Annotated in this window: 20 protein-coding genes and 1 other RNA gene; 11 read left to right on the top strand and 10 right to left on the bottom strand. The window is 39.2% G+C overall.

The genetic code is table 11. The annotated features are described in order from the left end of the window. Positions 1 to 157 precede the first annotated feature (157 nt). From DVR12_RS16790 to trpS, 4 genes are all read right to left on the bottom strand, one after another. Positions 158 to 2,200, bottom strand: coding sequence for a ComEA family DNA-binding protein (locus DVR12_RS16790; protein ID WP_116976956.1), 2,043 nt, complete (start codon positions 2,198 to 2,200; stop codon positions 158 to 160). Continuing rightward, positions 2,179 to 2,955: a hypothetical protein gene (locus tag DVR12_RS16785; RefSeq protein ID WP_116976955.1), complete on the bottom strand. Its 777-nt coding sequence runs from the start codon at positions 2,953 to 2,955 to the stop codon at positions 2,179 to 2,181. The genes DVR12_RS16790 and DVR12_RS16785 overlap by 22 nt, the downstream gene beginning before the upstream one ends. 155 nt (positions 2,956 to 3,110) lie before the next feature. Then, positions 3,111 to 3,746 carry a deoxynucleoside kinase gene (locus DVR12_RS16780; RefSeq protein ID WP_116976954.1) on the bottom strand — a complete coding sequence of 212 codons (636 nt, stop codon included), beginning with the start codon at positions 3,744 to 3,746 and terminating at the stop codon, positions 3,111 to 3,113. A 48-nt stretch (positions 3,747 to 3,794) separates the two neighbouring features. Next, complete coding sequence (gene trpS / locus DVR12_RS16775) at positions 3,795 to 4,799, bottom strand: tryptophan--tRNA ligase (RefSeq protein ID WP_116976953.1); 1,005 nt, start codon at positions 4,797 to 4,799, stop codon at positions 3,795 to 3,797. A gap of 185 nt (positions 4,800 to 4,984) precedes the next feature. On the opposite strand from trpS, the gene gatC reads away from it, so the two are divergent. Genes gatC through DVR12_RS16750 form a run of 5 tightly spaced genes read left to right on the top strand, consistent with a single transcriptional unit; the run spans position 4,985 to position 7,903 of the window. Continuing rightward, positions 4,985 to 5,275 (top strand): Asp-tRNA(Asn)/Glu-tRNA(Gln) amidotransferase subunit GatC, encoded by a 291-nt coding sequence (gene gatC, locus DVR12_RS16770; protein ID WP_116976952.1) that lies wholly within the window; start codon positions 4,985 to 4,987, stop codon positions 5,273 to 5,275. Between the two features lie 5 nt (positions 5,276 to 5,280). Beyond that, on the top strand, positions 5,281 to 5,979 hold the full coding sequence (locus DVR12_RS16765) for an ABC transporter ATP-binding protein (protein ID WP_116976951.1): 699 nt from the start codon (positions 5,281 to 5,283) through the stop codon (positions 5,977 to 5,979). 47 nt (positions 5,980 to 6,026) lie between these two features. Beyond that, the gene (locus DVR12_RS16760) at positions 6,027 to 6,587 is read left to right on the top strand and encodes a cob(I)yrinic acid a,c-diamide adenosyltransferase (protein ID WP_116976950.1); all 561 of its coding nucleotides are present in this window, start codon (positions 6,027 to 6,029) and stop codon (positions 6,585 to 6,587) included. Positions 6,588 to 6,607: 20 nt separating this feature from the next. Beyond that, positions 6,608 to 7,198: a riboflavin synthase gene (locus DVR12_RS16755; protein WP_116976949.1), complete on the top strand. Its 591-nt coding sequence runs from the start codon at positions 6,608 to 6,610 to the stop codon at positions 7,196 to 7,198. Positions 7,199 to 7,216: 18 nt separating this feature from the next. Further along, positions 7,217 to 7,903, top strand: coding sequence for a hypothetical protein (locus tag DVR12_RS16750; RefSeq protein WP_116976948.1), 687 nt, complete (start codon positions 7,217 to 7,219; stop codon positions 7,901 to 7,903). Here DVR12_RS16750 and DVR12_RS16745 read toward each other — a convergent pair. The 5 genes from DVR12_RS16745 to DVR12_RS16725 all read right to left on the bottom strand — a co-directional run bounded on the left by DVR12_RS16745 (position 7,900) and on the right by DVR12_RS16725 (position 13,295). Further along, positions 7,900 to 9,246, bottom strand: coding sequence for a DUF58 domain-containing protein (locus tag DVR12_RS16745; protein ID WP_116976947.1), 1,347 nt, complete (start codon positions 9,244 to 9,246; stop codon positions 7,900 to 7,902). The two genes, DVR12_RS16750 and DVR12_RS16745, sit on opposite strands and share 4 nt — an antisense overlap. 12 nt (positions 9,247 to 9,258) lie before the next feature. Continuing rightward, positions 9,259 to 10,239 (bottom strand): AAA family ATPase, encoded by a 981-nt coding sequence (locus DVR12_RS16740; protein WP_116976946.1) that lies wholly within the window; start codon positions 10,237 to 10,239, stop codon positions 9,259 to 9,261. Positions 10,240 to 10,243: 4 nt separating this feature from the next. Then, complete coding sequence (locus DVR12_RS16735; protein WP_116976945.1) at positions 10,244 to 11,401, bottom strand: DUF4350 domain-containing protein; 1,158 nt, start codon at positions 11,399 to 11,401, stop codon at positions 10,244 to 10,246. Between the two features lie 62 nt (positions 11,402 to 11,463). Next, complete coding sequence (locus DVR12_RS16730) at positions 11,464 to 12,300, bottom strand: hypothetical protein (RefSeq protein WP_116976944.1); 837 nt, start codon at positions 12,298 to 12,300, stop codon at positions 11,464 to 11,466. Beyond that, complete coding sequence (locus DVR12_RS16725) at positions 12,297 to 13,295, bottom strand: stage II sporulation protein M (protein WP_116976943.1); 999 nt, start codon at positions 13,293 to 13,295, stop codon at positions 12,297 to 12,299. Before DVR12_RS16725 ends, DVR12_RS16730 begins: the two co-directional genes overlap by 4 nt. Positions 13,296 to 13,387: 92 nt before the next feature. Between DVR12_RS16725 and DVR12_RS16720 the strand changes: the two genes are divergently transcribed. The 6 genes from DVR12_RS16720 (at position 13,388) to DVR12_RS16695 (ending at position 19,430) form a co-directional block, all read left to right on the top strand. After that, positions 13,388 to 14,125: an RDD family protein gene (locus tag DVR12_RS16720; protein ID WP_116976942.1), complete on the top strand. Its 738-nt coding sequence runs from the start codon at positions 13,388 to 13,390 to the stop codon at positions 14,123 to 14,125. Between the two features lie 113 nt (positions 14,126 to 14,238). Continuing rightward, positions 14,239 to 14,338, top strand: an RNA gene (gene ffs / locus DVR12_RS16715) — signal recognition particle sRNA small type. Positions 14,339 to 14,462: 124 nt separating this feature from the next. Further along, positions 14,463 to 15,113 carry a fructose-6-phosphate aldolase gene (fsa, locus tag DVR12_RS16710; RefSeq protein ID WP_116976941.1) on the top strand — a complete coding sequence of 217 codons (651 nt, stop codon included), beginning with the start codon at positions 14,463 to 14,465 and terminating at the stop codon, positions 15,111 to 15,113. A gap of 130 nt (positions 15,114 to 15,243) precedes the next feature. Beyond that, positions 15,244 to 16,737 (top strand): glycerol kinase GlpK, encoded by a 1,494-nt coding sequence (glpK, locus tag DVR12_RS16705; RefSeq protein WP_116976940.1) that lies wholly within the window; start codon positions 15,244 to 15,246, stop codon positions 16,735 to 16,737. A gap of 35 nt (positions 16,738 to 16,772) precedes the next feature. Next, a complete protein-coding gene (locus DVR12_RS16700; protein WP_116976939.1) occupies positions 16,773 to 17,480 on the top strand; it encodes an MIP/aquaporin family protein in 708 nt (235 codons plus the stop codon). Between the two features lie 636 nt (positions 17,481 to 18,116). Further along, positions 18,117 to 19,430 carry an NAD(P)/FAD-dependent oxidoreductase gene (locus DVR12_RS16695; protein WP_116976938.1) on the top strand — a complete coding sequence of 438 codons (1,314 nt, stop codon included), beginning with the start codon at positions 18,117 to 18,119 and terminating at the stop codon, positions 19,428 to 19,430. Positions 19,431 to 19,631: 201 nt separating this feature from the next. Here the strand turns inward: DVR12_RS16695 and DVR12_RS16690 are convergent, their stop codons facing one another. After that, on the bottom strand, positions 19,632 to 20,924 hold the full coding sequence (locus DVR12_RS16690) for a type IX secretion system plug protein (protein ID WP_116976937.1): 1,293 nt from the start codon (positions 20,922 to 20,924) through the stop codon (positions 19,632 to 19,634). Positions 20,925 to 20,964: the final 40 nt, after the last annotated feature.

Below are 20,964 nucleotides of genomic sequence, written 5' to 3'. Positions count from 1 at the left end.
TTAGATTTAGATTTTGGTTGACATCCCCAAGGTAGAAAAAAAACAAATGCTAAGCTATAATTGGTTAACATTATTTTAACACTAATTAATTTCAAGTTATCAATCTACTAAAAATCAATCTCTTATCATAATTAAAAGATTTCCACATTCTTTAAAATCAATTCTTTTTTGCTAAAAGATATTGAAGCTGAAACTGAATATTTGTAATATGGTTGCTGTTTACTTCCTCATTACCACTTCCTACTTTCTGTAATTCAGGATATCTCGTTTGATGAAATCTTGCCCAACAGGTAATGCGCCTGTTCACCTTCCACTTAAGATTCATATAAAATTGCCATCCGGTTCCATAAAATTGAGTAACGGAATTATCATACAGCACACTGCTCTCGGTTGCATAGATCCTTGTATCGTAGTTCTCTGTTTTAAAATAAGCAATGCGGGCCGTGATGTAAAATGGAACTTTATTGATGCCCTTTCCTGCTTCCAGAAAACACATTCCACCATGTTGAACACTCATTGAATAAAACTGGCAATACTCTATCCTGCCTTTAATTTTAAAAGATTTGCTTAGTTGTTTTTGTATATCAAATCGCAAATTCATTTTAGTCAGGGTGCCTAATGCGGGTATGTTATTTCCTTCCTGGGCTTGATTTTGCTGGCTGGTTTGATAAATGTACCTGAGTCGATATACCGTTAGTTTATCAGGGGTATAAATTCCAGAGATACTATAATCTGTTCCTCTTGAAGGAGCACTTTTTTGGTATTTTAACCAGGGGGAGTAATAAATATCTGAATAGCTTTCTATAGTGAAACGTTTGCTAAGCCGTATAGCCATAGCAGTATAACACCCTCTTTCATTAGCTGTCTGGTATCCGTTCCCGAAACTATTGGTAAACAGGCTATGATATTCTTTATCGAAGGAGCGGTAAACCAGACTTAAATCTACAGTTGGTGCTATAGTGGTAATGGCACCAATCATAAAAGCTGATTTAAGGTTATCATTTGTGGCAGCCTCGCCAAAGAAATGAACATTCTTATAATATCCAGCAAAATCGATACTGCCACCAATCAGCCTACTTCCGGTAAAATCGAACTTATTGTAAGGTCGCTGTACTTTAAGCAATGCGGGGCTGAATGTCTGATTTACGAGATTCAATCCTACATGCCATCTTGGAGCCGTGTATTTAATATTTCCTCCAATGCTTAGTAGTCGAACATTCTGACGGTTTGCCAATTCTGTTGCGGTGCGGTGATATCCACTTGTTGAGATATTGCCGGCAATAATGGATTCAATATCCGTACTGTCTATAGCAGCATCCAGGAAACGTAATGAAGCAAAAGCCGTTACCGACCAGTTTTTCAGTTGACAGGTAGCACCCAATCCTCTAAAAAAATTGAATTCACCAGCTGAAGTGTATGGTCTTAATATTTCACCCTCTCTTTTGGTAAGCATTGCACTGGCCCCCTTTTGATAGGCGTGTGACTGCCAGACGAGAAGTCCTTGTCCTAAATTGACAGTAAAATCTCCAACTGCCAATGCTTTTAAACGATGGAAATTTTTGAGGAAAACATGAACACTATAAAAATCAAACATTGGGATTTTGGATTTCACCAACCAGGGTTCTCCGGGGTCTTTTTCCATCAGCACACCTGCACTTATATATTTAGGAAAAGAATAGCGGTATCTTAAAAATAATTTATCCGGAGAGCCTTTATACTTATGCGTTTCATAGCCTTTTGCTTTTTCCGGTTTTCTGCCATATCTAAGCAATAAATTATGATCTCCATTCTGTAGGTAATCGTGTAAAGAATATTGTGGCCCTAATTGATCATTTAATGAAACATAAGGCAACAGTTTTTGAATAGTAGCCATATCAAAACCTGGTATGGCTTGTAATTCATATAAACTAATTAAAGGACCTAAAGCAGACCTATACTGTAACAGATTATCTATTTGCAGCACCGTCAGCAATCCCAATGCCTGCAACTCCGCTTCTTCAGCAGTATTGAGTGCCAAAGCATGCCTTCTATAACTATTTAGCGTTTGCCAGGTGGCATCATCTTCCAATTGAAGATTTGCCGCATTAGAGAATTCAAGATTATTGGAAATAGCAGTTGATTGTTCATCTGGCAATTGTGCAAATACCTGATTACTTAGTAGCAACATTACGACTACTATTATTTTGCGGCTTGTTGCCATGATAAAGCAATTGAAGGAGTGATGCCCAGGGTTGTGTGGAAGCCGGAGGTGAATCCAATGGTCCACGCATTCCAATAAATATTAAAGCCGGCAAAATTTTGCTGAGTACCGGCCCCACCACCGGCCAATATAGCCAGGGCACTGGCTACACGGTAAATAAATCCCAGTTTCGCCTGGAAGTAATTGGCCCAGTTAATTATTTCGGCAGTAACCAGGCAATCTTTTGATGCTTCGAATCCCAGTCCGGCTCCTATTATTGACTTGTTTTGCTCTTTGGCAAGCAGGCATCCTATATGCAGCTGCTTGTTCGTATGCCAGATCCCTCCTAGCCTGAATCCAACACTTCCTTCACTACCCATACCCTGAGTGCTGGTAATAGTATAATTAAAGTGAAGACCTATTCCGAGGTTCTTACTTAATTGTTTACCATAAGCCAAAGCCAATAGTTGCTGGTGCCAGTATTTATTGCCTGTTTGAATCAGGCTTGTGCCTATTCCTCCTTTAGCGGTATGAAATGCGGCGTCCAATATATATAGTGCGAGTTCTTTCAGCATAAACCTTCTTTCTGTATAAACTCCTGCAGATGACAATGGAATATTGGCTAGTCCGGCTGGTTGATACGCTGTAGAAAAAACATTCTGAAAATTGTTGCTATAGCTACCAAGGCCGGTATGCCTGCCGGTTGGCGACCATAATGTTTGGGCTCTTAACGATCCGTGAAGAAAAGTTATCGCTGCCAGGAGCAATAATCTCATAATAGAAACGGGTTTAACAAACTTCAATCTAAAATAAACAGGTTAACAATTACAAAGCTATAAACTTCTTATTGGTTGTTTGTTAATGAAACTCTAACAAACAAAAAAAGGTGTGCAAGATTTAGCACACCTTCTTTAAAATATCTGAATTACGTTTAGAATAATCCGTAGAGTTGAGAATCGATCTTTGAGATAATTTCCCCCAGGTCTTCATCCGATTCAGGGAATTTGTTTTTATCGATATCAATAATTAATAACGGGCCTTCTTTATATTTTTCGATCCAGTTATTATAATATTCATTTAATCGTTTTAGGTAATCGAGTCGAATATTTTCTTCATACTCTCTTCCTCTTTTTTGAATTTGAGCTACCAGGGTAGGAACCGAAGCCTGAAGATAAATTAATAAATCAGGAGGTTTGACCATAGTTTTCAGTGTTTCAAAAAAGTTGAAATAGTTATCAAAATCGCGTTTGGTCATCAATCCCATTTCATAAAGATTGGGAGCGAAGATATGAGCATCTTCATAGATGGTACGATCCTGAATAACTGTTTCTTTTCCGTTCTGAATCTCCAGCAATTGCTTCAAACGGCCGTTCAGGAAGTATATCTGCAGGTTGAACGCCCAACGAGGCATATCTTCATAGAAATCATTCAGATAGGGATTATGTTCTACATCTTCAAACTGTGGATGCCACTTATAATGCCTGCAAAGCATTTCTGTAAGTGTAGTTTTACCGGCACCAATGTTACCGGCAATCGCTATATGTTTGATTTTGTTCTGTTTTGCCATCCGATTAAAGGTAATTAAAAATGAAAGTAGCTACAGTTGGCGACTATCTTAATAGTAATTTATTCCAATAAGTTTTCTCGCCTCTTGCAAAGTTTGTGCCGCGTTTGCCCTTGCTTTTTCAGCACCAGCCTTGATTACCTTCCTCAGATAGTCGGTATTTTGCTGCAGGTCTTTCGCTTTCTCACGAATTGGTGCAATAAATTTCACCATATCCTCTCCCAGTTGATTTTTCATATCACCAAAGCGAATGGTTTGATTATTCCATGCTTCCTGGTAAAATTTCACAACATCTTCTGTAGATACCAATTTCATCAGATCAATCAAATTAGATACTGATTCCGGCATTGGTGCTCCAGGTTCTCCTGTTCCACTATCTGTTTTTGCCTTTTTAACCTTTTTTAGAATCTGATCATCTTCATCTGCCAGGTACAAGGTAGCCATTTCATTTTCGCTTTTACTCATTTTGCCTTCACCTGTTAAACTAGGGATGCGAATAAGATTATCACCATAATTAAATGCTTCAGGTTCCGGGAATAAATTGCCATAACGTTTATTAAAACGCTGTGCAAAATCACGGGCCATTTCAAGATGCTGCCCCTGATCTTTACCCACAGGCACTTTTACGGCACGTTGAATCAGAATATCCACACTCATCAAAACCGGGTAGGTTAATAACCCTGCATTCACGTTCTGAGGCTGAGTTCTTACTTTATCTTTAAACGTAGGCACCTTTTCCAATTCACCAATATATGCCAGGGTATTCATCAGCAGATACAATTCTGCAATTTCAGGAATATCACTTTGCACATAAAGGGAAACTTTTTCAGGATCAAGGCCGGAAGCAATGTTCTCAGCCAATACCCTCATTACATTTCCTGGAAGATCTTTAGGGTCGGGATGGGTGGTAAGGGAATGCCAATCCGCTACAAAGAAGTAGCAGTTAAACTCCTCTTGCATCCGGATATAATTACGGATCGCACCAAAATAATTGCCTAAATGCAAATAACCGGTAGGGCGAATGCCACTTACCACAATTTCTTTTTCAGTAGCCATAACAGGGCGCAATTTAATGAAAAAGGAGAAAGCCGATAAGGGATTTTAGTATAAATACTGTCAAATCACTATCCCTAAAAAGAAATCAGGTAACAGGACATAACATTCTGGCCGTTTATCCCTATTTTTGAAATTACTATCATTTTTACCAACTATATTTCATTATCTTTTGATTTAATTTGATTATGGAAGTGAACGACGCACTGGTACAGCAATTGGCCAACTTAGCCAGATTGGAGTTCAGCGAGCAGGAAAGCAAAGAAATTCGTAGTGATCTCCAAAGAATGATCACTTTTGTAGAAAAGCTGAAAGAGGTAGACACCAGTAATGTTGCTCCCTTATTGCACGTAAGTGCCGATTATAACGTTTTCAGAGAGGATGCTGTTCACTCTTCCGTGACCCGCGAAGATGCCCTGAAAAATGCACCTGAAGCAACTACCGAATACTTTAAAGTGCCAAAAATTATAAAGAAATAAAACCCATGCAATCCGTCATCCATCTCGAAAATATCAGGAAAAGCTATTATCTCGGTACTAATGAATTACCCGTCCTGAAAGGTGTGTCTCTAGACATCTTTAAGAACGAATATGTTGCCCTCATGGGCCCTTCTGGTTCGGGAAAATCTACCCTGATGAATATTCTCGGATGCCTCGATACTCCTACCAGCGGTAAGTACATATTGAGCGGACATGACGTAAGCCAGATGGGAGATAACGACCTTGCAATGGTGAGGGGTAAAGAAATTGGCTTTGTTTTCCAGCAGTTCAACCTAATGCCCCGTTTAACCGCCCTGGAAAATGTAGCCATTCCCCTCATTTATGCCGGCGTCGGTAAAAAAGAAAGAGAGGAAAGAGCCAGAATGATGCTCGAAAAAGTGAAACTGGGCGACAGATACAAGCATAAACCTAATGAACTTTCCGGGGGCCAGTGCCAGCGTGTTGCCATTGCCAGGGCTCTTGTAAATGACCCTGCCCTCATTCTCGCCGATGAACCTACCGGAAACCTCGATACTAAAACCTCTATAGAAATCATGGATATTTTTGGTACTATCCATTCCTCTGGCAATACCGTAGTGCTGGTAACCCACGAAGAGGATATTGCCGCCCATGCCCACCGCGTTATCCGACTACGCGATGGTGTTATTGAATCTGACCGCATCAATCAAAAACCTACAGTTTAAGCTTCCGCTCCATACATAATTCGTAATTTGCATGAAATAAACGGATTATGGCTTTCAAAATATATACTAAAACCGGCGACAAAGGTAAAACCTCTCTTATCGGAGGTACTAAAGTGCCTAAAAGTGATACTCGTATCGAAGCCTATGGCACAGTAGATGAATTGAATTCATATATAGGCCTGGTCAACGATTATATGGCTGATCCGGATACCAAAAACCTCCTGAGAGAAATACAGGACCGCCTATTTACCATCGGTGCTGCTCTGGCCACCGACCCCGATAAGGAAACTAAACTTCTTATCCCCGACCTTCATGAAGCAGATATTACCCTGCTGGAAAAAAGTATCGACGCGATGAATGAAGAACTACCTGTAATGAAGTCATTTATCCTGCCGGGCGGTCATGTTGCCGTTTCTACCTGCCACATAGCCAGATGCGTTTGCAGACGCACAGAAAGACTTTGCGTTGCCATGCAGGAACACGAAATGTTTATAGAACCACTTATTTTGAAATATATCAATCGCCTGAGCGACTACTTATTTGTATTAGCCCGCTGGACAGGCCACAAACTCGGAGTTGATGAAATTCCATGGAAGCCTCGCGTATAGAAATTTCATAAATTAGCCACATGTTTACAGGAATCATAGAAACACTAGCAGAAGTAGTTACTACTAAAAGAGATGGCGGTAATTTAATTATTACCATGAAAACTCCTTTGGCCAATGAATTAAAAATTGACCAAAGCGTTGCCCATAACGGTGTATGTCTGACTGTTACCAACATACAGGATAATACCTACCAAACCATCGCTGTTGCCGAAACCCTTCAAAAAACGAATCTGGGTCAACTCATCCCTACTCAGCATGTTAATCTTGAAAGAGCCATGGTATTCAATGGCCGAATAGATGGCCACCTGGTTCAAGGGCATGTGGATAGCGTTGGCGAATGCATCTCAGTAAAGGAACAAGACGGTAGCTGGTTATATAGATTCAGATTCCCTGAAGAATTTGCTGCCCTGATTGTTGAAAAAGGAAGCATTTGTATGAATGGTATCAGCCTGACAGTTTTTGATGTTACCAAAAATGAGTTTTCAGTTGCCATAATTCCATATACTTATTCACATACTAATGTGCCTCAAATTATGCCTGGCAGCCTGGTGAACCTGGAATTTGATATTCTAGGCAAATATGTTGCCCGTCAATTAGCTGTAAGAAGCTAGTACCTAAACTCTATTATTATGTTGAGGTCAATATTGTTGCTCTGTGGAATCTTTTTTACGGTGGGCTTGTCTGCGCAACAGCCTCATTTAGTGCGAGCCATAGCAAGTTATGATACTACTGCAGTTACAGAACTGTTTAATACTACACCAATTGGACTACATCTGATTTATAGCGATAGTGCATCCAGTCAAACTACCGGCTTTCTTAAAGGAAATCTACGTTGGAATAAATTAACTGTAACCAGCAGCAATGGTAGCGTACAAAACGGTGTGTTGCAATTCAACAGACAAAGACTGATCAACGATAATTATCGTATAACCCTTACCGTTACCTTAAAAGATAATGAAACTGTACAAACAGTACTAACACTTCCCAGGGTTGTAGGTATAAGATTCAATCTATACTCTGATAGTATTAAAAGAGGAGTGCATTACTATTTGAACGTAGAAGGACAATTCAGCAGCCACAAAGTTTTTCCGCTGGATACCTCTGTACTTCGATTTGCTACTTCTGATGGGCAACTCATCGGGCAGGATCTGTTATTACCCAAACAGGATACTTCAAAAAGCATAATCATTGAGGCCTGGTACAAACCAAATTCCAATTATTATTTAAGAACTGTTGTTCCTGTGAAACAGGCCCCGGATAACGATTCACTTCTTACCGATCCCGACCAGTTATTTAAAAAGAAAAAACGCAATTAAATAAGCATTCTTGATTTCAATTCCAGATACTTATTAACAACATTCACTGTTAATTGCTCCGGAGTAGACAATAAAGACAGGATTCCATACTTAGATAATTCCTTCACAATTAATTTTTTATCATACACGAATTTCTGAGCAATAGTTTGCTTATAAATCTCCTCAACCGTCGTAGCTTTTTCTGTCGTTAATTGGCGTAATTCCGTATTCTCAAAGAATACCACCAGTACCAGATGATAATGCGCCAGCTTTCGTAAGTAAGGTAGCTGACGATGTAAGCTGGTCATTGACTCGAAATTTGTATAAAGCATTAACAAAGAACGGGTAGATAAATTACTTCTCAGCTGAACACTCAAACTCTCGTAATCGCTCTCCTGCCATGCTGTTTCCTGAGCATACAACATTTCAAGTACTTTGCTCATTTGCACTTTCTTATTACTGGCTGGTAACAATGAAGTAGTAGATTCTGTAAAAGTTACAATACCCGCTTTATCTCCCTTGTTAATAGCAATATTACTAAAGACAAGAGATGCATTGATTGCGTAATCGAGCAACGACATTCCATTAAAGGGCATCTTCATATTTCTACCCTTATCAATCACCGAGTAAACCTGTTGCGATTTTTCTTCGAGGTAGTTATTAACCATCAAATTACCGGTACGGGCAGTAGCTTTCCAATTAAGTGTTCTCACATCATCTCCTTTCGTATAAGGCTTAATGTGATCAAACTCCATACTATGCCCTGTTACCCTCCGCAGATGTGAACCTGCTTCATTTAAGTTCTGCTGATAGCCGGCTAATTCAAAATGACGTAGCTGCAAAAAGCTTGGATATACTTTTACATCCTGGGAAGTATCAAAAATGAACCGTCTGGTAACCAATCCCAACGCTGTTTGGACGAAAATATTTGTGTTGCCAAAGCTATAAACTCCACGGGTAACAGGTCTGACGATATATTCGATTTCCTTACTCTCTCCGCCTGCAATTTTTCCGTTGTATGTAAGATCGCGCTGCCATTGAAAAGGTAATTCTTCAATTAACTTATAAGTCAGCACAAATCTGTACCCGTTAGTAAAAGTTGTATGTACTATATTTTCATCTCCGTTACTAAATCGCTGGCTCATCTTCCGGTTGGCTTCCATTACATTAGAGCGCGAGAAGAGCAGTATAAAATCTGTAAGCAGCACCAATACCAGAGCGAAAAAGCAAAAAATAGCAACAGTATAAAGTGCCGGAATAAAAAATGCTGTGACAAACAACAATGCGTTTCCTCCCAACAGAAGATATAGTCTGGTGGAAAAGAATAGTTGCTGGTATATTTTATTTTTGATGGAAGCAGACATCTCTGAATTACTTTATCGTGGTACTTCTACCTTCTTTAAAATTTGTGCTATTACGTCATCTGTTCTTACACCTTCCATTTCTTTTTCAGGAGTAAGAATAATACGATGACGCAAAACATGAGGCACCATTTCAACTATATCATCAGGCACAATAAAATCGCGCCCTTTTATTGCTGCTGCGGCTTTTGCACAATTCATGACTGCCAGGGAAGCACGTGGAGAAGCTCCCAAATAAACTGATGAATTCATCCTTGTTTCGTAGATAATCGTAGCTATATATTTCAACAAATGATCTTCTATGTGAACTTGTCGAACCAGCTGCTGATATTCTATCAGTTTTGTTATAGATAAAACCTTATTAACTTTTTGGGTCAGATCTGTTACCTCCTTAAATTGATGCATATTTCGAAGGATAGTCAGTTCTTCTTCCAGATCCGGAAACTTAACTTCAATCTTAAACAGAAAACGGTCCAGTTGTGCTTCCGGTAACCGATAGGTACCTTCCTGCTCTATAGGATTTTGAGTAGCAATAACCATGAATGGTCTTTCGAGCGTCCAGGTTTTGCCATCATTTGTAACCTGCCTTTCTTCCATCACTTCAAACAGGGCCGATTGTGTTTTGGCAGGAGCACGATTAATTTCATCTATCAGCACCAGGTTGCTGAAAATAGGGCCTTTTTTATATTCAAATTCTCTGGATTGAGGATTAAATACTGAAGTTCCCAAAACATCGGCCGGCATAAGATCAGGAGTAAACTGAATGCGGCTGAAATCGGTATCCAGACAGCTGGAGAGCAATTTAGCAGTTAATGTTTTAGCAACTCCGGGCACCCCTTCAATAAGTACATGCCCCTGAGTAAGCAGGCCAGTGATCAGTAAATCGATCATATCGTATTGGCCGGCAATTACTTGTTGTAATTGTTCTTTTATAGCTGTAACACTTTCCTGAAGTGCAGTAAAATCGGTTCGTGATTCAAAAGTTGTTGTTTCCATTTATTTATTTGGCATTTAAATAGAATGATTGAATTTGTTGATATAATTCCATTAGCTCTTCATCACTTGCCTGTTGGTTGATCTGGATTGTGAAAATTAAATCAAACAATCCCTTAACTGTAGGAGCAGGCAGCGCTGTTTTACGGGTTAGAGCGTTTATAAAATCGTCGTTTAGTGCGTTTGTATTTATGTAGAAGTGTAGCCTGATATGTTCGAGCAGGTGCACTATCATTTTCTGGGCAAGATTATAGTTATTGTGTTGCTGAAAATAGAGCTGGCCCATTGCATCCACAAATTCCACAGAGTTGTTGGTAAGCTGAGGTATTTTGGGAATAATTCTTTGGCGGCGTTTACTTTCTACCAAAAGATAAATCAGCGCCAGTGCCAAAAGGAGCCATAATGCCCACCTCATAGTAGGGTAGCGAAGTAGCACCTTCCATTCACTGAAATTGTTATCATATTTTGTTGCTTTTAAATTATGATAATAATCGTCCCAAAATACGTTACTATAAGCTCCTAAATAGGATAAAGGAATTTCTAATGCAGCTATATTTTTTTTCTGAAGTAAAACATAGTTGGTAAACAGATATGGGTTCAGCAATAAATATACGTTGCCATTCTCTTTCGAAACCTTTATAAAATTAGCATGAGATTTTCCACTATATCCCAGAATGGTAGTGGTTGTTGTATCAATATCATGAAAATAATTATCGGTAAGCAATCCATCGTAGGTGAAACTTGTATCTATTCCGTTTTTCCGATCTAAAAACCGTTGCGTGAAGGAGGTTTTATCGGGATTGCTATTAATACTACCAACCAGACTAAAACCAAGTTCCGTTTCCAACAAATTACCCGGATCATTTACTGCAATAAATATATCATTTCCATTTCTGACATATTTAATCATAGCACTTACTTCAGTAGGATTTAGAAAAAGCTGATCTGCTACAATTATATATGCACCATAACCATAGGAGGCAATTCTGTTTTTGTCGATCGTTTGAGGAAATGGTTTGGTAACAACCTGTGGATTTGTTTTAAATAATGAAGGAAGGAGCTTAAAAGCAGCATAGGAGCCTCCGGCTCTTTTATCGCGCTGCCCAAAAGTAGCTTCGCTTAAATCTGCTGGCTGAGGTTCCGGTTTATGTTCCTTTACCTTCATAACAACAAGCCCAATAATTATTGGGAATAGAATTGCTAATGCTATATATAGATACTTTTTATTCACGACTCTCCTTCAATAGTTTGATTAAAATCGCTAAATGATTGGCGAATATGTTGAAAACGTGTATCATCAGGAGTAAAGCCACCATACCAGATATATTCATAATCGAGGGTCAGAGAGGCAAATTTCTTGTAATAGGGAGTTGGCCTCATATTACGGAGGTATTCGTTATTTGTTTTCCCATCACCCATTATAATAAATTCCTTCAGATTAAGGTTGTATAAAGTATATAGATACCACCATCTTACTGCCATTTTCAGATCACCTTGCTGGGTGGATGAACTGATTTGAATTCTATATTCAGCAGGGCCCCAGGATTCAATACTTTCTGGTATACTGACTTGTTCCTGTTTTTTTGCTCCACGTAAAATGAGCATTTTATTTTTATCCAGAAACCATATTAGAATGGCAACAAGTCCAATTGTTGCGATAATAACCAAAACATTTCTCGCATCGTAAAGGAAATCAAGAAACTTAAAAAACCAGTTTGTTTCAGCCTCTATCTGTGGTTTATTGTTTACTGCAGCATCTTTGACCGTCTTTTTATATTTCAAAGAAGGATCAGCTTTCAAAAGCTGATATATTGAATCTGAAGCTGATCTTAACTCATACTGCTGATATTCATCATCAGCATCTGCATAGGTACTATCAGTAAACAATGTTGAATCCTGGTCATAGAGGGATTCTTGAATAGCCTGTTGCTGGGAGTTGAAGGAACTGGCTGCATTCTTAAGCAACTCAGATGATTCTACAATAGTATCTTTAACTACTTCTACCTGGGCATTGACAGAGAAAGAGCAGAGCATTAAAAATAAAAGAAAGAGATATCGGTTCATGCCAGTTTTGATTTAGAGGATGGCAATATCACTTTTCTTTCATCTGTTAGTCTCACTCCTTTTTTATGTAAATAGTTTGGATAGACTATAAAGTAACCCACTATAAATACTAATGAGACCAACAAAATAAGAATGCTTAACCATATTGGCATATCTGTATGTCTGGTGATAAAGCCTTCGAGAAATGCTGCTATCAGGAAAATAGGAATTAGAGTTACCATTATTTTGATGCCGTCTTTAGCCCCATTAATCAGGGCATCCAGTCTTTTCTCCGGACCGGGGAATAAGAAACTTTTAGCCAGTAGAAGTCCAGCGCAGCCGGAGATAATAATACTGGAGATTTCAAGAGTTCCGTGAATCCAGATTACAAGAATTGATTGGCCTCCGAGGTGATGTTCAAAAAATAATTGCTGAAATACTCCCAGCATTATACCGTTTTTAAACAGCATATATAGCGTACCTATTCCCATAAAGATGCCATAGACAAAACAATAAAATGATACCACAATATTGTTAAAAGCAATTCTGAGAAACATCAAGAGTTCGTTACCATCTTTATAAACTCCGAAAGGATCACCGGTGGCAATGTTCTGCTCCGTCATATTTACATATTCATCGCCAAGTACACCTCTTACAAAGGTTTCATCATGAACGGCAGAAAAAGCACCCATCAGGCAACAAATAAGAAAAAATACGAGCGTAAACAGAAGTAGTTTATGGTGTGCTCTGAAAAGCAGGGGCAACTCATATTTAAAAAAGAGTTGAAAACGTCCTACTTCTTCTTTTTTATTTTTATAAATGCGGTTATAGATGTCGGCCGCCAGGCCGTTGATATATCTGGTTACCTTGCTAAAGCTATAGAAAGTTTTGGCGTAGGAGAGGTCATCCAACAATGAAACAAACCTTTCTGCCATTTCATCAGGGTCGTCTGTTGGCTCCTCCTGGTATTTTTTCCAGCGGGATAAATTCTTCTTGATAAATAGAGATTCTCTCATTGGGTTATGCCCTTTTTAATATCAGCTAACAGTATACAGATTGCAAACCTACTATTATATGACAATATATAAACAAATATGTAAATTTGAGTATGGCAGAAATAAAAATCCCTACATCTTTTAATATTGACCTTGAATTTGAATCGGCCGATCTCTTTAAACGTTTTCTGGCCTGGTTGATAGATTTATTGATCAGAATCGCATATTACTTTATTATTCTATTTTTCCTTATTGCATCAAATATAGATCACGTTACCCGGGATATGGTATTATTAATCCTGGCATTTTTACCGGTCCTGTTTTATTTCCCGATTTTCGAAATCCTGATGGGAGGCCTAACTCCGGGAAAAAAAGCGATGAGCCTGAAGGTGATCAATATGATTGGAAATCCGCCAAGCATAAGTCAGCATTTAATTCGCTGGATCTTTAGATTAGTGGAATCTCCGCTTTTGTTCTTTTCAATAATTCCGGTAGCCATTCCACTGATTTCAGTACTGAAATCGAAATATAGCCAACGTCTGGGAGATCTTATTGCCGGAACTATTGTTATAAATACCAAAGCCAACGGAAGTATTCAAGATACGGTATTTAGAGATGTTTCCCTGATGGGTGACTATAAGCCTCAGTTTCCTGCTGTTATAGAATTATCGGATAAGGATATTAATAAAGTGAAAGATTTGCTGACACAATCGTTAAATACAAAAGATGATTTATTGGCAAACCGGGTAGCAACAAGGCTTAAGGAGGTGTTAAAAATTGACACAGAATTACCTGATCATTACTTCCTAGAAACAATTTTAAACGATTATAACTACTATACTACACAATAATTTAGGGGCTAAAACCTTGCAGGAGAAAGGATTTCAATATAGTGTCACAAAAAAAATTTTAACATTTTCTCTTCTAATATTTGGATTTTCAGTGCATTATATTACCTTTGCCCCGGCAAGTCTTATACGACCAGCTCCTACTGAACTCCCCCAGGACAGGAATGTAGCAAGGGTAGGTGGTTGTAGCGGTGCGATGTAAGTAACTTGCCTTTTTTTCTTTTTTTATTGTCATTAGTTTGCATGTCAATAGTCTCTGGTTGCTATTTTCTTCACCTCTTTCACTAATGACTGCAACCTCCCGAATGATACTTTTTCCTTACAAATTAATTATCATAGTATGAAATTCTTTATTGATACAGCTAATCTGGCGCAAATTAAAGAAGCGCACGATCTGGGTGTTCTGGATGGAGTTACCACCAATCCTTCCCTGATGGCGAAAGAAGGTATTAAAGGCGAAGCTGCCATTATTAAACACTATGAAGATATTTGCGAAATAGTGGATGGGGATGTGAGCGCTGAAGTATTTTCTACTGATTATCATGCTATCATCGAAGAAGGGAAAAAATTAGCTGCGATTCACCCAAACATCGTAGTAAAAGTTCCAATGATCAAGGATGGTGTTAAAGCAATTAAATGGTTTACTGACAACGGTATCAGAACTAACTGTACGTTAGTATTCTCTGCCGGTCAGGCTATCTTAGCTGCTAAGGCTGGTGCTGCATATGTTTCTCCTTTCATCGGACGTATCGATGATACTAACTGGGATGGTGTTGAACTGATCGCTCAAATAGCTCAGATATATTCTCTGCAGGGTTTCAAAACTGAAATTCTCGCAGCTTCTATCCGTAGCGCTCTCCACATTGTGAAATGTGCAGAAGTAGGTGCTGACGTATGTACTTGTCCGTTAGATTCTATTCTTGGATTGCTCAAGCATCCATTAACAGACATCGGTTTGGCAAAGTTCCTTGAGGACGCCAAGAAAATGTAATCTTGCAATATTTTTTAGATGGTGTATCCCCGGTGCAGTAATTGCATCGGGGATTTTTTTATCGAACTATGTTGGAGTTAGTTTGTTGGATATTTATTTTATATTCATATATCATATAAAACTCCTGAAAATGTCTAAATATATCCTAGCCTTGGATCAGGGTACCACCAGTTCACGAGCTATCATTTTCAACCACGACGGTGAAATAAAAGCCATCGCTCAAAAAGAATTCAAACAGATTTTCCCGCAGCCAGGATGGGTAGAACACGATGCCATGGAAATCTGGACATCCCAGGCCAGCGTTGCTGCCGAAGTTATCCTTAAAGCAAGAATCAGCGCGGAAAATATTGCAGCCATCGGTATAACCAACCAACGCGAAACAACCATCATTTGGGATAGAACCACCGGCAAACCCATTCATAATGCTATAGTGTGGCAAGACAGAAGAACTGCCGCTTACTGCGATAGTCTCATAAAAGCCGGTAAGGAACAAATGGTTAAAGACAAAACAGGACTTCGCTTAGATGCCTACTTCTCCGGTACCAAAGTAAAATGGATACTCGACAATATCCCCGATGCCAGAAAAAGAGCTGAAAATGGAGAATTAGCTTTTGGAACTGTCGATTCCTGGCTCATCTGGAACTTTACAAACAGGAAACTTCATATCACCGACGTTACCAACGCCTCCCGAACTTTACTCTATAACATTCATGAAATGCAATGGGATAAAGAGTTATTGCAACTCTTTGATATTCCGGAAAGCCTCCTGCCAGCAGTAAAATCTTCCAGCGAAGTATATGGCTATGCAGAAGGCAATATCTCCCCCTATCGTATTCCTATTGCCGGTATTGCCGGCGACCAGCAGGCAGCGTTATTCGGACAGCTATGTACTCAACCCGGTATGATAAAAAACACCTATGGTACCGGATGTTTCATGGTCTTAAATACAGGCGAGAAGCCAATTGAGTCTAAAAACAACCTGCTTACAACTGTTGCCTGGCAAATCAATGGTAAAACCAATTATGCACTCGAAGGAAGCATCTTTATTGGAGGAGCCGTAGTACAATGGTTAAGAGACGGACTGGGAATTATCAGGCATTCAGCCGATGTGGAAAAGTTAGCTGCTACTGTTCCGCATAGCGATGGTGTATATTTTGTACCTGCATTTGCCGGATTAGGGGCTCCTTACTGGAATCAGCACGCCAGAGGAACCATGGTTGGATTAACAAGGGGTTCCACCGCCGCACATATTGCCAGAGCATCATTAGATAGCATTGCATACCAAACCATGGACGTATTAAAAGCTATGGAAGCCGATGCAGGTATGCCAATCACTGAATTACGGGTAGATGGCGGAGCAACTAAAAATAATATATTGATGCAGTTTCAGGCCGATATTTTAAATGCCAGAGTAGTCAGACCTGTTATAACAGAAACCACGGCATTGGGAGCTGCATACCTGGCCGGATTAGCAATTGGATTCTGGGATAGCATTGAATCCATCGCCAAACAATGGCAGATAGATGCTACCTTTGAAGCCAACATGGAACCAGCTGAGAGCCAGAGACTATGCAAAGAATGGGCAAGAGCTATCAGAGCAGCTCAAGCCTGGACCCAGGAGTAAAGTAATTCCACCTATTTTATCATTTATATTTTTTTATGTCTCCTTATTTAGCAGAAATTATTGGCACCGCCTTCATTATTATATTAGGCGATGGTGTGGTTGCCAGTGTTGTACTAAACAAATCAAAAGGCGCCCAGGGAGGATGGATTGTAATTACTATGGGTTGGGCAATGGCTGTATTTATTGGAGTATATGCCAGTGCCGCGGCCAGCGGTGCACACCTCAATCCTGCTGTTACTCTCGCCCAGGCTATCCTCGGAAAATTTGACTGGTACCAGGTGCCAGGATATATTGGCTCGCAAATGCTGGGAGCAATGATTGGTTCGATATTCGTTTGGCTAACCTACAAACGGCACTTCGATGAAACTACTGATCCTAATACCAAACTTGTGGTTTTCTGTACTGTTCCCGCTATCAGAGATCTGAAATATAATTTCCTGACAGAGTTTATTGCAACACTGGTATTTATCTTAGCTATATTATACATTACTAAATCGAGCAGTAGCCTCGGATCACTGGATGCCTTACCTGTTGCCCTGGTAGTATTAGCAATCGGATTATCGTTAGGCGGCCCAACAGGATATGCTATTAACCCGGCAAGAGACCTGGGGCCAAGAATAATGCATACCATCTTACCAATAGCAGGAAAACGGGATAGTGATTGGAGCTATGCCTGGGTACCGGTATTAGGTCCTTTGGCCGGAGCAGCTGTTGCGGCGTTGTTGTTTAATTTTATTCAATAAGAGATTCTTAGTGGCAAACAGGACTGAGCAAGTCCAATGCTATTCATTATTGATCTCAAATAGTTGAATTTATTTTCTGTGGCCATTTTCCAAGCGGGGGCAAGCCCAATGCTATTAGGTTAAGAGGAATGGGCTCTGATTTTATGTCTTTATCTGATTGATAAATTTCCTTTACCGTAGACTGGGCAGGGGTAAACCCTGCCCCTACAGGGCCTCCGCGAATTACAGTTTCTATATTGCAGAATTGCTTCTTTACAGAATTGAAATTAGTAGATTAACTTTTAACATGAAATATATCTACCTGATGAAAATATAATTTCGATGAAATCCTGTAGGGGCAGGGTTTACCCCTGCCCAGTCTATGGTAAAGGAAACCAATCTTTTAAATTGAAATCAATATTCAATCACCTCCCTTCTTCTTTACTTAATAACATTCCCAACATACGGTAAAAGAAGTTTGTTAATCAGGACATATTACAATCAAATTCAAATCAATTAACCCATAGTCAAAATCATCAACCTAAAACTTAATTTTCATTATTTTCTGAAAGTTTAGTAATTTTGAGAATTAAATTAATGGTATAGCATTTGCCAACGGGCAGCTAAGATTTTTTTAGCTGCAACAACTACAATTATATGATTCAGCCCAACATCCCTGAAACAACAAAACCGCGTATTGTGATAGTAGGCGGAGGATTTGGTGGCGTTAATCTAGCCAAACACCTGAAAGACCTGCCTGTACAAGTTGTATTACTCGACAGGAACAATTATCACTTATTTCAGCCTCTCCTTTATCAGGTATCTACTGCTGGTTTGGAACCTGATAGTATTGCATTTCCTCTGAGAGCAATTTTCAGGAAACAAAAGAACCTGGTATTTCGTATGGCAGAAGTAACAGGTATAAGACCAGGAGAAAACATTCTGGAAACAGGTATTGGAGAAATTCACTACGATCATTTGGTTTTCGCAACGGGTAGTAATACTAACTTCTTTGGAAATAGAGGAATTGAAGCCAATGCAATTGGTATGAAATCTCTTATTGAAGCTGTTCAAATCCGTAACTATGTGGTAAAACAGTTTGAAGAAAGTTTGCTGATGCAAAACGAAGAGGATATTAAAGCCAAGCTCAATTTCGTAATGGTTGGTGGCGGCCCTACTGGTGTGGAACTGGCCGGAGCCTTTGCCGAATTACGTAAATATATATTGCCTAAAGATTATCCTGGCATTCCTCAGGATTTAATGAATGTGTATCTGATAGAGGCAAGCCCAAGAGTCCTGAATTCCTTTAATGAAGAAACTTCCAGAAAAACACTGGCCGCCTTACAGGAACTGGGTGTACGTGTGATGACCAATACCGGTGTTAAGGAATACGATGGTAAAACCATTACACTAAGTACAGGTGAACAAATACATACCCAATCCCTCCTTTGGGCCGCCGGGGTAAAAGGCATTCCGGTAAAAGGTATTCCTGAGGATATTATTCTTCCAAACGGCAGAATTCTCGTTAATGAGCTTAATCAGCTAAAAGGATTTAGCAACATCTATGCAATTGGTGATATCGCCCAGATGACCAACGACCCACGCTTCCCTAAAGGCTATCCAATGGTAGCTCAGGTTGCCATTCAACAAGGTGTAAATCTGGCCAGCAACTTCAATCTGCAACTCAAACAAAAACCTCAGAAAGGCTTTACCTATAAAGATCTCGGTAGCATGGCCACCATCGGTAGAAACAGAGCAGTTGCCGAATTTGCAGGAATGAAACTAAGCGGATATTTCGCCTGGATAGTATGGATGATTGTTCACCTGATGAGCCTAATGGGCTTTAGAAATAAATTAGTAGTATTTATCAACTGGTTTTACCGCTACTTTACTTTCGATCGCGGTACAAGAATTATTATTAAACGCGGGGCTGCCAATATCGTGAAGCTGAAACAAAGCGTTGTTCAGTAGCTCGCGTTGCTCGCTTGTTTCTCGCAAAGAGGCATAAGAAGCAAAGAGGCATAAGAATTGAAGCGAATATTTTTAAGGACTGCTAACAGGTTTCAATTAATACCGAAACTTATCAGAATTCCTTAAAAATATTCGCTTCAATCCTTATGCCTCTTAATATTAATCTTTACCCCTTTGCGAGAAACAAGCGAGCAACGCGAGCTACTTACGATTCAGAATAGAATTCAGTGTTACACTAGCCACCAACTCATCAGCTCTCGACCCCAGTGCCCTGTAATACAGTAATATGGTATAGTTGTTCTCCGTTTCCCAATAATTACCTTCTGTAAGCTCTGTACTAAACTTAGCATTGGGCACCGTTCTATCTACCAGTCCGTATAAATAATTATAATACCCCTGCTTTAATTGCAAAGTTCCTTCATATGCTCTTGTAGCACCATTATAGGTTAGTTTATTATTATTATTTACTTCATAATTAGTAAATTCTCCAAAAATGTACATATCATAACCGGCATAAGGTTCTGGCGATGCAAATGAAAAATGTACAGAAGCATAATCGCCTTCATAATTCGGATTATAATCATCTATGGTTGCCAGATAATAACGGCCATTAATATCTTTAATAAACTGATAAATTTTATCGGCCTGCTCTACATCCGGTACCGCAAAAATATCTGTACTGTTCTTATGATACTCAGAGTGTGCCACTCTTTCCGTCTGTAACCTGAAACTTCGTAAATCTATCCATCTGTATTCCTTTCCTGCTGGCATCACACAATCCTGTTCTGCATTATACTTCAGAATATTACCATTAATATAGGTAGGCTTTATGTTGGTAATTGCATTATCCCAACGGTAATTCTGGAGTATTACAACCTTTATCTGATTAAATGGATTAGGAATATTTAATGAACCTGTATTAATCTCAAAATTGATCTTCTGATATGTACGGAAGATTTTAGGAGCAATTGGTTGCTGAATGAATCCTGCTATTCCCGCTTTATTTTCTACCACATACATCCGGCGGGTAAATGCCAGTTGAGACGTATCACTATCCAGATATACCTTCAACAGATAATTTCCGGATTTAACAGGGTAGCTATTTGTACCAGGTAATTGTGCCGTATAATGAGTATAACGTTGTAGGGATACACTGGATAAACGATAATCAAGAATTCTTGTTTCTGAAAAACCTCTCATATAATCGAACTGATTGACCTGCGCCGGTGTCCAATCTGCATTACAAAGCACGAAGGTGTAATAATAATTTTTCACATCATTATCCATATCGTCAAATGAGAGTTCCAACTTATCGCCAGTACCTATTGTATACATAGGCATGCTCAAAGGATCGCCAACCAGGTTAAATTTTACGGATTTAATGTTATCGTGGTATACATGATCCGGAGTAATGGCATTGGCCTGCGCAAAAATCTTGCTGCTACAACACATTAACACACAGGCAATCATAGAAATTAATACTGTACTTCGCATACAAAGTAGTTGATATTATTGAAGTTACGATTAAAAGCCG

This window comes from Chitinophaga silvatica, assembly GCF_003419895.1.
In the GTDB taxonomy this organism is placed as follows: Bacteria; Bacteroidota; Bacteroidia; order Chitinophagales; family Chitinophagaceae; genus Chitinophaga; species Chitinophaga silvatica.
This window is presented reverse-complemented; position numbering and strand designations above follow the sequence as displayed.

Excerpts from the sequence above, each read along its gene's own strand:
- DVR12_RS16790 (WP_116976956.1), bottom strand. The coding sequence starts at position 2,200 with ATGGCAACAAGCCGCAAAATAATAGTAGTCGTAATGTTGCTACTAAGT.
- DVR12_RS16785 (WP_116976955.1), bottom strand. The coding sequence starts at position 2,955 with ATGAGATTATTGCTCCTGGCAGCGATAACTTTTCTTCACGGATCGTTA.
- DVR12_RS16780 (WP_116976954.1), bottom strand. The coding sequence starts at position 3,746 with ATGGCAAAACAGAACAAAATCAAACATATAGCGATTGCCGGTAACATT.
- trpS (WP_116976953.1), bottom strand. The coding sequence starts at position 4,799 with ATGGCTACTGAAAAAGAAATTGTGGTAAGTGGCATTCGCCCTACCGGT.
- gatC (WP_116976952.1), top strand. The coding sequence starts at position 4,985 with ATGGAAGTGAACGACGCACTGGTACAGCAATTGGCCAACTTAGCCAGA.
- DVR12_RS16765 (WP_116976951.1), top strand. The coding sequence starts at position 5,281 with ATGCAATCCGTCATCCATCTCGAAAATATCAGGAAAAGCTATTATCTC.
- DVR12_RS16760 (WP_116976950.1), top strand. The coding sequence starts at position 6,027 with ATGGCTTTCAAAATATATACTAAAACCGGCGACAAAGGTAAAACCTCT.
- DVR12_RS16755 (WP_116976949.1), top strand. The coding sequence starts at position 6,608 with ATGTTTACAGGAATCATAGAAACACTAGCAGAAGTAGTTACTACTAAA.
- DVR12_RS16750 (WP_116976948.1), top strand. The coding sequence starts at position 7,217 with ATGTTGAGGTCAATATTGTTGCTCTGTGGAATCTTTTTTACGGTGGGC.
- DVR12_RS16745 (WP_116976947.1), bottom strand. The coding sequence starts at position 9,246 with ATGTCTGCTTCCATCAAAAATAAAATATACCAGCAACTATTCTTTTCC.
- DVR12_RS16740 (WP_116976946.1), bottom strand. The coding sequence starts at position 10,239 with ATGGAAACAACAACTTTTGAATCACGAACCGATTTTACTGCACTTCAG.
- DVR12_RS16735 (WP_116976945.1), bottom strand. The coding sequence starts at position 11,401 with ATGAAGGTAAAGGAACATAAACCGGAACCTCAGCCAGCAGATTTAAGC.
- DVR12_RS16730 (WP_116976944.1), bottom strand. The coding sequence starts at position 12,300 with ATGAACCGATATCTCTTTCTTTTATTTTTAATGCTCTGCTCTTTCTCT.
- DVR12_RS16725 (WP_116976943.1), bottom strand. The coding sequence starts at position 13,295 with ATGAGAGAATCTCTATTTATCAAGAAGAATTTATCCCGCTGGAAAAAA.
- DVR12_RS16720 (WP_116976942.1), top strand. The coding sequence starts at position 13,388 with ATGGCAGAAATAAAAATCCCTACATCTTTTAATATTGACCTTGAATTT.
- fsa (WP_116976941.1), top strand. The coding sequence starts at position 14,463 with ATGAAATTCTTTATTGATACAGCTAATCTGGCGCAAATTAAAGAAGCG.
- glpK (WP_116976940.1), top strand. The coding sequence starts at position 15,244 with ATGTCTAAATATATCCTAGCCTTGGATCAGGGTACCACCAGTTCACGA.
- DVR12_RS16700 (WP_116976939.1), top strand. The coding sequence starts at position 16,773 with ATGTCTCCTTATTTAGCAGAAATTATTGGCACCGCCTTCATTATTATA.
- DVR12_RS16695 (WP_116976938.1), top strand. The coding sequence starts at position 18,117 with ATGATTCAGCCCAACATCCCTGAAACAACAAAACCGCGTATTGTGATA.
- DVR12_RS16690 (WP_116976937.1), bottom strand. The coding sequence starts at position 20,924 with ATGCGAAGTACAGTATTAATTTCTATGATTGCCTGTGTGTTAATGTGT.